Source organism: Mycobacterium montefiorense (assembly GCF_003112775.1).
Taxonomy (GTDB): domain Bacteria; phylum Actinomycetota; class Actinomycetes; order Mycobacteriales; family Mycobacteriaceae; genus Mycobacterium; species Mycobacterium montefiorense.
In genome coordinates this window covers 249,879-263,597 of record NZ_BFCH01000036.1, presented here as the reverse complement: position 1 = coordinate 263,597, position 13,719 = coordinate 249,879, and the positions used below count along the sequence as shown (strand labels likewise).

Below are 13,719 nucleotides of genomic sequence, written 5' to 3'. Positions count from 1 at the left end.
CTAGTGATCGACGCCCCGATCGAGGGTGCAGCTGACCCGACTTGCAACACGTTCTAGTCTTGCCACATGAGTGTCGATCTGTTGCGCAACCCGACCCATAACGGCCATCTGCTGGTTGGGGCGCTCAAGCGCCACAAGAACCGGCCGGTGCTGTTTCTCGGCGACACCACGCTGACCGGTGGCCAGCTGGCGGAGCGGATCAGCCAGTACACCCAGGCGTTCGAGGCGCTGGGCGCCGGAACCGGTGTCACCGTGGGACTGCTGGCGCTGAATCGCCCCGAGGTGCTGATGATCCTCGGCGCCAGCCAGACCCAGGGCTATCGACGCACGGCGCTGCATCCGCTGGGTTCGCTGGACGATCACGCCTACGTGCTCTCCGACTGCGGCGCCAGCTCGCTGATCATCGACCCCAACCCGATGTTCGTTGAGCGTGCGCTGGGGCTGCTGGAGAAGGTGGTCTCGCTCAGACAGATCCTCACCATCGGCCCGGTTCCCGAAGCGCTGGCCGGGGTGGCGGTGGACCTGTCGGCTGAGGCGGCCAAACACCAGCCGAAGCCGTTGGTGGTCGCCGACCTGCCGCCGAACCATATCGGCGGCATGGCATACACCGGCGGCACCACCGGCAAGCCCAAGGGCGTGCTGGGCACCACCGGAAACATCGCCACCATGACCCAAATCCAACTCTCCGAATGGGAGTGGCCGGAGCATCCGCGGTTCCTGATGTGCACGCCGCTGTCGCACGCCGGCGCGGCGTTCTTCACGCCCACGGTGGTCAAGGGCGGCGAGATGGTGGTGCTGGCCAAGTTCGACCCGGCCGAGGTGCTGAAAACCATTGAGGAGCAAAAGATTACGGCCACAATGCTGGTGCCGTCGATGCTCTACGCGCTGATGGACCACCCGGATTCGCACACCCGCGACCTGTCGTCGCTGGAGACCGTCTACTACGGCGCCTCGGCGATGAACCCGGTGCGGCTGGCCGAGGCGATCCGGCGGTTCGGCCCGATCTTCGCCCAGTACTACGGGCAATCCGAAGCGCCGATGGTCATCACTTACCTGGCCAAGGCCGATCACGACGAGCAGCGGCTGACGTCCTGCGGGCGCCCGACGCTGTTCGCGCGGGTGGCGTTGCTGGATGAGGACGCAAAGCCGGTGCCGCAGGGCGAGCCGGGCGAGATCTGCGTTAGCGGACCGCTGCTGGCCGGCGGCTATTGGAACCTGCCGGAAGCGACGGCGGAAACCTTCAAGGACGGCTGGCTGCACACCGGCGACATGGCCCGCGAGGACGAAGACGGCTTCTATTTCATCGTCGACCGGGTCAAGGACATGATCGTCACCGGCGGCTTCAACGTGTTTCCGCGCGAGGTCGAGGACGTGATCGCCGAGCACTCGTCGATCGCCCAGGTATGCGTGGTCGGCACGCCCGACGAGAAGTGGGGCGAGGCCGTCACCGCGGTGGTGGTGTTGCGCGCCGACGCCGCCCGCGACGACGCCGCGATCGAGGCGATGACCGCCGAGGTTCAGGCCGCGGTCAAGGACCGCAAGGGTTCGGTGCAATCGCCCAAGCGGGTGGTCGTCGTCGACGCGCTGCCGTTGACCGCGCTGGGCAAACCGGACAAGAAGGCCGTCCGGGCGCAGTTCTGGGAAGGCGCCGCGCGCTCCGTCGGCTGATTCGGCGGCGATGATTAGTGTGGTCGCATGGCTGAACGGATAACGCCGCCCTGGTGGCTGAAACCGGCGAACAAAGTCTTCATCCAGATGTCGCGGCTGGGAATGAGTTTCGGCGGCGAGAGCCCCGTCGTGCTGACGGTGTCGGGACGCAAATCCGGACGCGAGCGCTCGACACCGGTGACACCGATGACCGTCGACGGCAAACAGTACGTCGTGGCCGGGTTTCCGGGCGCCGACTGGGTGGCCAACGCGCGGGCTGCAGGGCTCGCGACCGTGGCACGCGGCCGCCACACCCAGCAGGTGCGGATGGTCGAGTTGCCCGCCCCCGAGGCGCGACCGATTCTGCGGGTGTTTCCCAAACAGGTGTCCACGGGTGTGGGCTTCATGAAGCGGGCCGGACTCGTCACCGAGGGCAGTCCCGACGAGTTCGAGGGCCTGGCGGGCCGCTGCACGGTATTCCGCCTCGACCCGGCATAGGAGTTGAATAGCCTTGAGCGGTAACCCATTTGATGTAGAAGCGTGGCGGCCTGTTGACGGCTTCGGCGATCTGACCGACATCACCTATCACCGCCACGTCGACGACGCCACGGTTCGGGTGGCGTTCGACCGGCCCGAGGTGCGCAACGCGTTTCGGCCGCACACCGTCGACGAGTTGTACCGGGTGCTCGACCACGCCCGGATGTCTCCCGACGTGGGCGTGGTGCTGCTGACCGGCAATGGGCCGTCGCCGAAGGACGGTGGCTGGGCGTTCTGCTCCGGCGGCGATCAGCGCATCCGCGGGCGTTCGGGCTATCAATACGCCGCCGGCGAGACCGCCGACACCGTCGACGTGGCACGCGCGGGACGACTGCACATCCTCGAGGTGCAGCGGCTAATCCGGTTCATGCCCAAGGTGGTCATCTGCCTGGTCAACGGTTGGGCAGCCGGCGGCGGGCACAGCCTGCACGTGGTCTGCGACCTCACCCTGGCCAGCCGCGAGCACGCCCGCTTCAAGCAGACCGACGCCGACGTCGGCAGCTTCGACGGCGGTTACGGCAGCGCCTACCTGGCCCGCCAGGTAGGCCAGAAGTTCGCCCGCGAGGTCTTCTTCCTCGGGCGCCCCTACACCGCCGAGCAGATGCACCACATGGGCGCGGTCAACGAGGTCGTCGAGCACGCCGAGCTGGAAAAGGTCGGCATCGGCTGGGCCGCCGAGATCAACGCCAAATCCCCTCAGGCGCAGCGGATGCTCAAGTTCGCGTTCAACCTGCTCGACGATGGTCTGGTCGGTCAGCAGCTGTTCGCGGGAGAGGCCACCCGGCTGGCCTACATGACCGACGAGGCCGTCGAGGGCCGCGACGCGTTCCTGCAGAAACGCGACCCGGACTGGAGCCCGTTCCCGCGCTATTTCTGAGCTGCCCGCGCGCCGGACCGCTCAGCCGGTGAACCGCGCCGCCTAGACTTCGGGCCTGTGAGTAAGAGTCCGCTTCGCCGGTTCGCCGACCAGATTGTGCTGGCCAGCATGCGCCCGCCCATTTCGCCGCAAGTGCTGGTCAATCGCCCCGCAATCAAGCCGATCGACCTGGACGGGAAGCGGATCCTGCTGACCGGGGCATCGTCGGGTATCGGCGAAGCCGGCGCCGAACGGTTGGCCGAGCGCGGTGCCACCGTGGTAGTCGTCGCCCGCCGCCAGGACCGCCTCGACGAGCTCGCGGACCGGATCACCTCCGCGGGTGGTACGGCGCTGGCGATTCCGTGTGACGTCTCGGACATGGACGCCGTGGACGCTTTGGTGGCCGACGTCGAAAAGCGTCTCGGCGGGGTGGACATCCTGATCAACAACGCGGGCCGGTCCATCCGCCGCCCGCTGGCCGAGTCGCTGGAGCGCTGGCACGACGTCGAGCGGACCATGGTGCTCAACTACTACGCGCCGTTGCGGCTGATCCGCGGGCTCGCGCCGGGAATGCTCGATCGCGGCGACGGCCACATCATCAACGTCTCGACCTGGGGGGTGCTGTCGGAGGCCTCGCCGTTGTTCGCGCCCTACAACGCATCCAAGGCGGCGCTGTCGGCGGTCAGCCGCGTCGCCGAAACCGAGTGGGGTAAGCGCGGCGTGCACTCGACGACCCTGTACTACCCGCTCGTGGCCACCCCGATGATCGAGCCGACGAAGGCCTACGACGGGCTGCCGGCGTTGACATCCGAGGAAGCCGCCGAGTGGATGGTCACCGCCGCCCGCACCCGGCCGGTGCGGATCGCTCCGCGGATGGCGATCGCGGCCCGCGCCCTCGACACCGTCGGGCCCCGCTGGGTGAACACCATCATGGCGCGCCAGAACCTGCAGCCGAACCGCACGAGCGATAGCTGAGCAGGGCCTTCAAAACAGGCGCTGTGATAGACACGACGCTATGGAGATCCTGGCCAGTCGGATGCTGCTTCGGCCGGTGGACTATCAGCGGTCGTTGACGTTCTACCGCGACGAGATCGGCCTGGCGATCTGGCGCGACTACGGTGCGGGCACAGTCTTTTTCGCCGGCCAGTCGCTGCTGGAGCTGGCCGGTTTCGGCTCCCCCGACCACACCCCGGTACCCTTTCCCGGGGCGCTGTGGCTACAGGTCCGCGACATCGAGGCCACCCAAGCCGAACTGGTGGGCCGCAGGGTGCCGATTACCCGCGAGGCGCGCCGCGAATCGTGGGGTTTGCTCGAGATGCAGGTGACCGATCCGGACGGCATTACGCTGATCTTCGTCGAGGTGCCGCCGGAGCACCCGCTGCGCCGCGACAGCCGAGGTGAACGGCAGGGAAAGTCCGGTTAACTGACAGGTAACATCTGGCGACGAGTCGTGCTTAACCTGAGTTTCACCGGTCCCAGCATTCGACAATTTAATCCTCCTACCACCAGAATCAGGGCCTGTGGACATACAACTGTTCCTCTTGATCATTGTCGTCGTTACGGCATTGGCTTTCGATTTCACCAACGGTTTCCATGACACCGCAAACGCGATGGCGACGTCGATCGCCAGCGGCGCGCTGAAGCCCAAGACGGCCGTCGCGCTGTCCGCAGTGCTCAACCTAATCGGGGCGTTTCTGTCCACCACAGTCGCGGCGACGATCGCCAAGGGCCTGATCGATTCGAGCGTCGTCACACTGGAGTTGGTCTTTGCCGGCCTGGTCGGCGGCGTCGTCTGGAATCTGCTGACCTGGCTGCTCGGCATCCCCTCGAGCTCCTCACACGCATTGATCGGCGGCATCGTCGGCGCCACGATTGCCGCCGTGGGCGCCCACGGGGTGATCTGGCAGGGCGTGATGTCCAAGGCGATCATCCCGGCCGTCGTGTCGGTGTTCGTGGCCCTCTTCGTCGGCGCGATCGCAACCTGGGCGGTCTTCCGGATCACCCGGGGCCTGCAGAAGGAGCGCACCGAGGCTGGGTTCCGGCGCGGCCAGATCGGCTCGGCGTCGCTGGTTTCACTGGCGCACGGCACCAACGACGCCCAGAAGACGATGGGCATCATCTTCCTGGCGCTGATGTCCTATGGGTCGGTCAGCAAAAGCGCCGCGGTCCCGCCACTGTGGGTCATCGTGGCCTGCGCCGTGGCGATGGCCACCGGCACCTACCTGGGTGGCTGGCGGATCATCCGCACCCTGGGCAAGGGACTCGTCGAAATCTCGTCGCCCCAGGGCATGGCCGCCGAATCATCTTCGGCCGCAGTCATTCTGCTGTCCGCGCACTTCGGCTACGCGCTGTCCACCACCCAGGTCTGCACCGGCTCGGTGATGGGCAGCGGGCTGGGCAAGCCCGGCGGTGAGGTCCGCTGGGGCGTGGCCGGCCGGATGGCTGTTGCATGGCTGGTGACGCTTCCGCTGGCCGGCCTGGTCGGGGCCGTCACCTACTGGATCGTCCACTACATCGGCGGCTACCCCGGCGCCGTCGTCGGCTTCGCGCTGCTGGTCGCGGTCTCGACCACCATCTACCTGCGGTCGCGCAAGAACAAGGTCGACCAAAACAATGTCAACGACGAGTGGAAAGGCGACCTGACCGCCGGACTGGACTCGGACAGTGACAAGCCTCCGAGCAATCATCAGGGCCCTAGGGTGGGAGACGACACGGTGAGTGCGGGGAGCGCTTCATGAGTCACTTCGGCGATTGGTTCAACTACGAAGCCACGTTGAAGATTCTTCTCTTCTCAGCATGCTGGCTGGAGCGGCGCTGCCGGGGCTGTTCGCCCTCGGCATCAGGCTGCAGGCCCTCGGTGCCGGAGGCGCCGGCAGCACGGCGCAGCGCAACCCGGTGTTGTCCGGGTTGGCCTGGGTGATCTACGCGCTGGTTGTCACGGTCATTGTCATCGGGGTGCTCTACATCGCCCGCGATTTCATTGCGCACCACACGGGCTACCCGTTCCTGGGCGCCAAGATTAAGTAACATCGAATCGTCGTCCACCGAACTACCGAGCCCCCGGGCGGAGTTGATCGAATGAACCGATTCCTTACCTCAGTCGTCTCGTGGCTGCGGGCAGGATATCCAGAAGGCATCCCACCGACGGATACCTTCGCCTTACTGGCCCTGCTGGCCAACCGATTGTCGAACGACGAGGTCAAGCTGGTGGCCAATGAGCTGATGGCGCGCGGCGATTTCGACAACATCGATATCGGCGTGCTGATCAGCAAGCTCACCGACGAGCTGCCCTCGCCAGCGGACATCGAACGAGTGCGGGCCCGGTTGGAAGACAAGGGCTGGCCACTGGACGACCCGCGCGACGAGGAGCACGACGAACTCAATGGCGGAGCGCACGCATAGCTGTCCTGCGTGCGCTGCGTGTTTCACCCGGCTCCGCTGCCGCAGTGCTGTTGCCCGCGTTGGAGCGGGTGTTGGCCGGTCGTGACTCGGGTTTCGTTGCGGTGTCACCGGATTCCGACGTCGAGCCCCTGGCCTTGCGGGTAGGCGAAGCTGTCGACGACGACATCGCCTTGGTGGCAACGACTTCGGGAACCACGGGCACACCCAAGGGTGCCTTGCTCACTGCCGCGGCTCTGACCGCCAGCGCGGCCGCCACCCATGACCGTCTAGGCGGACCGGGCAGCTGGCTGTTGGCATTGCCGCCGCATCACATCGCCGGAATCCAGGTGCTGGTGCGCAGCATGCTCGGCGGTTCGACGCCCGTCGAGCTGGACGTTTCCTCCGGCTTCGATCCCGGCGAATTAGCGTGCGCGGTAAGCAAACTGGGGCCGGGCCGCCGATACACGTCGCTGGTTGCCGCCCAACTGGCCAAGGCGCTCGACGATCCGGCGGCCGCGGCGGCGCTGGCCGAATTGGACGCCGTACTGCTCGGCGGCGGACCGGCTCCCCGGCCGGTGCTCGACGCCGCGGCGGCTGCGGGAATTGCGGTGGTCCGCAGCTACGGCATGAGCGAGACGGCCGGGGGCTGCGTCTACGACGGTGTCGCGCTGGACGGTGTGCAGGTGCGCGTGCAAGCCGACGGCCGCATCGTGATCGGCGGCGCGACAGTGGCCAAGGGCTATCGCAACCCGATTGATCCCGACCCGTTCGGGCAGGCCGGCTGGTTCCGCACCGACGACCTCGGCGCCGTCGACGAGTCCGGTGTGCTGACCGTGTTGGGCCGCGCCGACGACGCGATCAGCACCGGCGGCCTCACGGTGCTGCCGCAACCGGTCGAGGCGGCGCTGGGCACCCACCCCGCCGTCGGCGACTGTGCGGTGTTCGGTCTCGCCGACGATCGGCTGGGACAGCGGGTGGTCGCCGCGATCGTGGTGCGGGACGGTTTTGCGCCGCCGACGCTGGACGCGCTGCGGGCACACGTGGCGCGCACCCTGGACAGCACCGCCGCACCGCGCGACTTGCGCATCATCGACGCATTACCGCGCCGCGGCATCGGCAAGCTGGACCGAGCTGCGTTGATGCGCCGGTTCGCCGCCGATCAATAGGCTGATCGATCGTGAGGGTTGCTCGCCGGGAAATGCTGGCCGCCGTGATCGGTGCCGCCCTGGTGGCGGCCGCGGTTGTGCTGCCGTCGCTGCCCTGGGGGGTCAGGCCGCGCCTCGACATCGGCCCGGAGCGCTTCGCCACGCACGACCAATCGGCCCCACTGTTCGGCGCCTGGGAGATCCACGCCAGCTGGGGAACCGCGCCGGCGATTCTGCTCGCCATCGCCGCCGTGCTGTGGGGGCCCGGTGTAGCGCAACGACTTTCGTGGCGGACGTTGACGTTGGGCAGTTGGGCGCTGGCCTGCGGATGGGCGTTCGCCCTGGCGATGATCGACGGCTGGCAGCGCGGCTTCGCGGGCCGGCTGACGACCAGGGACGAGTACGTGTCCGAGGTATCCGGTATCACCGACATCCCCGCGGCGGTACGCACGTTTTCCAGCCGGATTCTCGACTACCAGCCCAACTCGTGGATCACCCATGTTTCCGGGCATCCACCCGGCGCGCTGTTGACGTTCGTCTGGTTGGACCGGATCGGCCTGCACGGCGGCGCCTGGGCGGGCCTGCTGTGCCTGCTGGTGGGCTCCAGCGCGACGGCGGCCGTGGTGATCGCGCTCCGCGCATTGGCCGGCGAGCAGACCGCGCGCCGCGCCGCCCCATTCGTCGCGATAGCCCCAACGGCGATCTGGGTGGCGGTCTCGGCCGACGGCTACTTCGCCGGTGTCACCGCTTGGGGCATCGCATTGTTGGCGGTGGCCGTGCACCGCCAAGTTCGGTACCCCGCGCTGGTCGCGGCCGCCGCGGGCCTGCTGCTCGGCTGGGGCGTCTTCCTGAGTTACGGCCTGATGTTGATGGGCTTGCCCGCCGCGGCGGTGCTGGCGTCGGCCAGCAACTTCCGAGCGGCGCTGCGGGCCCTGGGCCCCGCCACTTTGGCCGCGCTGGCGGTGGCGGTGACCTTCGCCGTCGCCGGGTTCTACTGGTTCGACGGCTACAACCTTGTGCAGCAACGATATTGGCAAGGAATTGCCCACGACCGGCCGTTGAAGTACTGGTGGTGGGCCAATCTAGCGTGCGTGGTGTGCGCGATCGGCCTGGGCGGCGTCGCGGGCATCACTCGGGTGTTCGACGTTGCCGCCATCCGCCGCCGCTGCGGCTTTCACCTGGTGTTGCTGGCCATGCTGGCCGCGATCGTCTGCGCCGACCTGAGCATGCTGAGTAAGGCTGAGGTGGAACGGATCTGGCTGCCCTTCACCATCTGGCTCACCGCCGCACCCGCGCTGCTGCCGGTGCGGTCACACCGGATGTGGCTGGCGGTCAACGCCGCCGGCGCGCTGGTGGTGAACACCGTCCTGGTCACGAACTGGTAGGCGGACATGGCGGATCAGCCCGCGCTGGCGCGTCGGCTCAATACGACCGACGCCGTCGTCATCGGGCTGGGTTCGATGATCGGTGCCGGAGTGTTCGCCGCGTTCGGCCCGGCCGCCCGCGCCGCCGGTACCGGCCTGCTGATCGGGCTGGCATTGGCCGCCGCGATCGCCTACTGCAACGCCTCATCGTCCGCGCAACTGGCAGCGGTGTATCCGACGTCGGGCGGAACGTATATCTACGGGCGCGAGCGCCTGGGCCCGTGGTGGGGCTTCATCGCCGGGTGGGGATTCGTGATCGGCAAGACCGCCTCTTGCGCGGCGATGGCACTGACCGTGGCCGGTTACGCGGCGCCCGGAGCAGCCGTGTGGGTGCAGCGCACCGTCGGGGTCGCCGCCGTGGTACTGCTGACAATTCTGAACTACCGCGGCGTTACCAAGACCGCGGTTCTGGCCCGAATTCTGTTGGCGTGCAGCCTGATTGCATTGGCCGCTGTGGTCGTCGGCATCTCGGCCAGCGCACCGAAGACATCCCACATTAGTGGCTTCACCGGCACGATCTACGTGGTGTTGCAGTCGGCGGGGCTGCTGTTCTTCGCGTTCGCCGGTTATGCCCGGATCGCGACGATGGGCGAGGAGGTCCGCGACCCGGCGCGCACCATCCCCCGGGCGATCACCGTCGCCTTGGCGATCGCGGTGGCGATCTATCTGGTTGTCGGGGTGGCGGCACTGCTGGCCGCGGGGCCCGACCGGCTCGCGAATGCCGCGGCGCCACTGGTGGCAGCGGTCCGGGCCGGCGGCGCACCCCCCGCGCTGGAATCGGTGATTTCGGTCGGGGCGGTGCTGGCCAGCCTGGGCGCACTGCTGGCACTGATCGCCGGACTCAGTCGCACCGTGCTGGCGATGGCCCGGTATCGGGATCTGCCGGGCTGGCTGGCGGCCGTTCATCCGCGCCACCGGGTACCGCACCACGCCAAGATCGCGATCGGCGTGGTGGTCTGCGGCCTGGTGAGCGCCGTCGATCTGCGCGCAGTGATCGGCTTTTCGTCGTTCGGGGTGTTGGTCTACTACGCGATCGCCAACGCCGCCGCGTACACAATGCGTCGGCGCCGCGTCATAAGCGTCTGCGGCTTGGTCGGATGCCTGGTACTGGTCGCCACCCTGCCGTGGGAATCGGCGATCGCGGGCCTGGCGGTATTCGCCGTCGGAATCGCCGGGCGCGCAACGACTGTGCGTCGGCGGCTTTGAGCGTGCAGCTATGGTGTGAATCCGGCGATTTTTCCGCCCTGAGTGCACAGCCAACGCCGCGGTTGCGCGCTTGCCAGCTACAGTCCGGCCGCACGGGTGGCTCGAGCGAAACGGCTGCCGGGCCCGCAAGCTTCTCGCACCGCGGCGACGTCGTCGGCGACATCGACGTCGGCCAGTCGCTGCACCGGTACCACATTAGTACCGTTGTCGCGCAGCGCTTTTAAGGTAAGTTCTCCGGTGTCTGATCGAGACATCGGCACCGTACGCAGACATTCGGCCATCTCCGGGTCCTGCACGCCGAGCACCCACCAACCGCCGTCGTCGGCCAGCCCGAGCACGGCCGGCGCCTGCAGCAGCCGGCGCGCGCAGTCCGCCAACAGTTCGGCGGTCAGTTGCGGGGTGTCCATTCCGATTTGCAGCACCGGAAAGCCGTCTGCGGCATCGGCGTGGGCGTTGGCGAGCCGGTCGGCGAAATCGCCACCGCGTTGTTCGATCACCGTGAACGACTCAAGCCGCTGCCGGATCTGGGTCGCGGCGGCGGCCGCGGCCAGGTCGCCGGTGAGCGCCACGACACGCGAAGCCACCGGTGCGGCCGCCACCGCATCAAGCGTGTCCAGCAACGCCGCCGCGGCGATATCGGCCGCGACCCGGTCACCGACCGTCGCGGCGAGCCGTGTCTTGGCCAAGCCGGGCTCCGGCGCCTTGGCGACCACCAGCAGGGTCACCGGCAGGTCGGTCACGAAATGACTTTCCAGAAGTCCAGGATCGCGGTGATGCTGCCCCGCAGCGACCCGCTGACTTTCGACTTACCGCCGGTGCGGGGGCCGTAGCTGACATCGAGTTCGACCACGCGCCAGCCGGCGGCCGCGGCGCGCACCAGCAGTTCCAGCGGGTACCCCGACCTTCGATCGACGACGCCCAGACCCAGCAGCGCCTCCCGGCGGGCGACCCGCATCGGCGCGATGTCGTGCACCAGCAGCCCGTGACGGGTGCGCAGCCGCCAACTCATCACGACGGTGCCGACCCGCGCGACCCACGGCCAGTGCAGCCCAGCGACCGGCCGGCGCCGGCCGATGGCCAGGTCCGCACCCTGTTCGAGCGCGGCGACCAGCCGCGGCAATTCGCCGGCATCCATCGACCCGTCGGCGTCGATCACGGCCACGATCGGCGTGGTCGCGGCGACCACGCCGGCGTGCACCGCCGACCCGTATCCGGGCCGGGGTTCGGCGACCAGCTGGGCACCGTGCCGAGCGGCCACTCCGGCGGTGTCATCCGTGCTGTTGTTGTCCACCACCAGCGCCCGGAAGCCGGCGGGAATGGCTGCCAGCACCGCCGGCAGCGACTCCTCCTCGTTCAGACACGGCAGCACCACCGTGACCAGATCGCCGGACGTCATGCCAACTCGGGATCAGAACCCGGACGACGAGTGACTGCCGCCTCCGCTGGACGGGGGCTTCGGAGCCACCGTCTGCGGTGGCTTCGGCGCGGCGGTCTGCTGCTGCGTGGGCGGCTTCGGGGCCACCGTCTGCTGTTGGGTCTGCTGTTGGGTCTGCAGCGTCGGTTGCTGAGTCTGTTGCGTCGGCTGCACGGTCTGCTGGGTCGGCTGCACGGTCTGCTGGGTTTGCTGGGTCGGCGCGACCGTCGTCGGCGCAACTGTCGTGGGAGCGACCGTGGTGGGAGCGACGGTGGTCGTCGGTGTAAGCGGCGTGTATTGGGTTGTCGTCGGCGCGACGGTCGTCGTCGGCGTAATCGGAGTGGATGTCGTCGGCGGTGTGTACGGAGTCGTCGTCGGCGTCGTCGGCGTCGTCGGCGTCGTCGGCGTCGTGGTCGGGGTCGTCGGCGTAGTCACGGTAGTCGGCGTCGTCAGCGTCGTGGTCGGAGTCGTCGGCGTAGTCACGGTCGTCGGCGTGGTCGGCGTCGTTGCGGTCGGCGGCGTGTACGGCGGGTAGTACGGCGGCACCCATGGCTGTGGCCGCCAGCCCGGGTACGGGATGATGATCGGCACCGGAATCGGGATCGGCCCATTGGGATTGGGCACCAGACCGGGAACGACCGGAGCGGGACCGACGGGTGCCGGGCCGACGCCAGGCACCGGCGCCTGTTGCACCGCCGGAGCCGGAATGATCCCGCCCTGGTATCCCGCGTTGGGCGCTTCGGGCGGCGGCGGGGGCACCGGCGCCTGCTGCTGCGTCGGCAACAGCGGCATGAACTTGCCGGGGGCAGCGTTCTGGTGTCCGACCACCGGCTCCTGGCTCGCGGTCGGCCGGACAGCGACGACCACCGCGACAGCCAGCGACGCCACTCCGACGACCGCGAACGCGATCACGGCATTGCCGACCAGCAACGACCGTCGGCTCAGTTTCAACGGGCCGGTCTCGGCGTCCGGATCGTCGTCGTAGTAGTCGTCGAATTCGTCAAACTCGCCTTCAAGCAGGTCGGCGTCGTCTTCGGTCATCGAGTACGCCAGCTGCTCATCGGCTGGCAGGGGATCGCCAAACCCGGCCGGGACCATCGCGGTTTCGTCGCCGGTCAGCCCGGCCGCGGGAGCCATCGCGGTCGCGTCGCCGGTCAGCCCGACCGCCGGGGCCATCGCGGTGGAATCGCCGGTCGGTGGTGCGGCCGCGATCGCGGCGCCGCGGGCCAGCGCGAAGGTGGGGTCTTCGGGAATCTGCACCCGCATCGTGGCGTCGCGAAGCTGGTCGGCGACCCCGGTCAGGTCCGACGAGTCGCCCACCAGGTACACGTCACTGGTGGCGTCCGGGTACTCGCCGAGCCGGGCCATCATCGTGTCCAACGTGCCGGTGGCGTCGCCGCCCAGCAGCTCGCTGGCCAACATGGTGGGCGGCGCGTCCGGGTCGCCTTCGGCCGAGCCCACCACCGACAACGTCGCCGTGTTCTCGTCGAGCACCAGCACACCGCCGGACCGGCCCGCCGCACGCATCAGAGCGGTCACCGCCTGCGACTGCGACAGCACCGCGACGTTGTGGACACCGGAATCCTCTAGGGCCTGCCGCAGCTGGTCGGCGCTGGGGTGGTCCGTCCAGCACAGCCGGGTCCCGACCAGCCGGTGGTTCTCGTTCGCCAGCAGCCGGTTGGTGCCGACCACGGTTTCGGTCAGCTGCTGAACCGGGTTGTTAGCCAGGTCGACGACGGATTGGTCGATCACGTCACTACCATCCGCACCCGCTCCGACAAGCGCCAAGCGGGCGACGGGGCCTGTGACAGCGACCCCCAAAACGACGTCCATCCCTGCTCTCCTTCGGCTGGCCCACCCCGCAACCAGCATGTCCCGGCATCATTAAACTTCGGTACCGTCGGCAGTAACAATCATCCAGGCGACCCCGTTCGCCTACAGGCGCAGCGTAACCGCGTTCCCAGACCAGGGGGACGCACTCCCGCGTCGTCCGAACGGAGATTATGTTTCCAAGTAAGCAACGAAGTCGCCTCGGCAGGGGGTTCCCCGGCCGCCAAAGCGAATTTGGGCCGTCAGTAGCCGTCCTCGATACCCGGGGGGAACCGTGAG

At 68.2% G+C, this 13,719-nt stretch carries 13 protein-coding genes and 1 pseudogene; 11 read left to right on the top strand and 3 right to left on the bottom strand.

The window, feature by feature from the left end:
• The first annotated feature begins 66 nt into the window (after window positions 1–66).
• The 11 genes and pseudogenes from fadD8 to DB708_RS25000 all read left to right on the top strand — a co-directional run bounded on the left by fadD8 (window position 67) and on the right by DB708_RS25000 (window position 10,196).
• The gene (gene fadD8, locus DB708_RS25050) at window positions 67–1,668 is read left to right on the top strand and encodes a fatty-acid--CoA ligase FadD8 (RefSeq protein WP_108926151.1); all 1,602 of its coding nucleotides are present in this window, start codon (window positions 67–69) and stop codon (window positions 1,666–1,668) included.
• Between the two features lie 27 nt (window positions 1,669–1,695).
• Window positions 1,696–2,145 (top strand): nitroreductase family deazaflavin-dependent oxidoreductase, encoded by a 450-nt coding sequence (locus tag DB708_RS25045; RefSeq protein WP_108926150.1) that lies wholly within the window; start codon window positions 1,696–1,698, stop codon window positions 2,143–2,145.
• Between the two features lie 13 nt (window positions 2,146–2,158).
• Window positions 2,159–3,061, top strand: a complete 903-nt coding sequence (locus DB708_RS25040; RefSeq protein ID WP_108926149.1) for a 1,4-dihydroxy-2-naphthoyl-CoA synthase — start codon at window positions 2,159–2,161, stop codon at window positions 3,059–3,061.
• Window positions 3,062–3,118: 57 nt separating this feature from the next.
• The gene (locus DB708_RS25035; RefSeq protein ID WP_108926148.1) at window positions 3,119–4,015 is read left to right on the top strand and encodes an SDR family oxidoreductase; all 897 of its coding nucleotides are present in this window, start codon (window positions 3,119–3,121) and stop codon (window positions 4,013–4,015) included.
• 40 nt (window positions 4,016–4,055) lie between these two features.
• Entirely contained in the window at window positions 4,056–4,463 is a 408-nt protein-coding gene (locus DB708_RS25030) for a VOC family protein (RefSeq protein WP_108926147.1), read from the top strand.
• 97 nt (window positions 4,464–4,560) lie between these two features.
• Window positions 4,561–5,778: an inorganic phosphate transporter gene (locus DB708_RS25025; protein ID WP_108926146.1), complete on the top strand. Its 1,218-nt coding sequence runs from the start codon at window positions 4,561–4,563 to the stop codon at window positions 5,776–5,778.
• A pseudogene (locus DB708_RS25020) lies at window positions 5,775–6,067 on the top strand (hypothetical protein). The gene DB708_RS25025 and the pseudogene DB708_RS25020 overlap by 4 nt, the downstream one beginning before the upstream one ends.
• A 51-nt stretch (window positions 6,068–6,118) precedes the next feature.
• Window positions 6,119–6,442 carry a DUF3349 domain-containing protein gene (locus DB708_RS25015; RefSeq protein WP_108926145.1) on the top strand — a complete coding sequence of 108 codons (324 nt, stop codon included), beginning with the start codon at window positions 6,119–6,121 and terminating at the stop codon, window positions 6,440–6,442.
• 68 nt (window positions 6,443–6,510) lie between these two features.
• Window positions 6,511–7,587, top strand: a complete 1,077-nt coding sequence (gene menE / locus DB708_RS25010; protein WP_409347635.1) for an o-succinylbenzoate--CoA ligase — start codon at window positions 6,511–6,513, stop codon at window positions 7,585–7,587.
• Window positions 7,588–7,598: 11 nt separating this feature from the next.
• The gene (locus DB708_RS25005) at window positions 7,599–8,951 is read left to right on the top strand and encodes a hypothetical protein (RefSeq protein ID WP_108926143.1); all 1,353 of its coding nucleotides are present in this window, start codon (window positions 7,599–7,601) and stop codon (window positions 8,949–8,951) included.
• A gap of 6 nt (window positions 8,952–8,957) precedes the next feature.
• Window positions 8,958–10,196, top strand: coding sequence for an APC family permease (locus DB708_RS25000; protein ID WP_108926142.1), 1,239 nt, complete (start codon window positions 8,958–8,960; stop codon window positions 10,194–10,196).
• A gap of 77 nt (window positions 10,197–10,273) precedes the next feature.
• Here DB708_RS25000 and DB708_RS24995 read toward each other — a convergent pair whose 3' ends face one another.
• From DB708_RS24995 to DB708_RS24985, 3 genes are read right to left on the bottom strand one after another with little or no spacing between them, the layout of a single operon-like run.
• Window positions 10,274–10,936, bottom strand: coding sequence for a TIGR04282 family arsenosugar biosynthesis glycosyltransferase (locus tag DB708_RS24995; RefSeq protein WP_108926141.1), 663 nt, complete (start codon window positions 10,934–10,936; stop codon window positions 10,274–10,276).
• On the bottom strand, window positions 10,933–11,592 hold the full coding sequence (locus DB708_RS24990; protein WP_201263615.1) for a glycosyltransferase family 2 protein: 660 nt from the start codon (window positions 11,590–11,592) through the stop codon (window positions 10,933–10,935). Before DB708_RS24990 ends, DB708_RS24995 begins: the two co-directional genes overlap by 4 nt.
• Window positions 11,593–11,604: 12 nt before the next feature.
• Window positions 11,605–13,443, bottom strand: coding sequence for a hypothetical protein (locus tag DB708_RS24985; protein WP_235616934.1), 1,839 nt, complete (start codon window positions 13,441–13,443; stop codon window positions 11,605–11,607).
• Between the last annotated feature and the right edge of the window lie 276 nt (window positions 13,444–13,719).

What these genes read in the sequence shown, in the direction of transcription:
- DB708_RS24990 (WP_201263615.1), bottom strand. Translation starts at nt 11,592, where the DNA reads ATGACGTCCGGCGATCTGGTCACGGTGGTGCTGCCGTGTCTGAACGAG.
- DB708_RS25015 (WP_108926145.1), top strand. Translation starts at nt 6,119, where the DNA reads ATGAACCGATTCCTTACCTCAGTCGTCTCGTGGCTGCGGGCAGGATAT.
- DB708_RS25045 (WP_108926150.1), top strand. Translation starts at nt 1,696, where the DNA reads ATGGCTGAACGGATAACGCCGCCCTGGTGGCTGAAACCGGCGAACAAA.
- fadD8 (WP_108926151.1), top strand. Translation starts at nt 67, where the DNA reads ATGAGTGTCGATCTGTTGCGCAACCCGACCCATAACGGCCATCTGCTG.
- DB708_RS25000 (WP_108926142.1), top strand. Translation starts at nt 8,958, where the DNA reads ATGGCGGATCAGCCCGCGCTGGCGCGTCGGCTCAATACGACCGACGCC.
- DB708_RS25030 (WP_108926147.1), top strand. Translation starts at nt 4,056, where the DNA reads ATGGAGATCCTGGCCAGTCGGATGCTGCTTCGGCCGGTGGACTATCAG.
- DB708_RS24985 (WP_235616934.1), bottom strand. Translation starts at nt 13,443, where the DNA reads ATGGACGTCGTTTTGGGGGTCGCTGTCACAGGCCCCGTCGCCCGCTTG.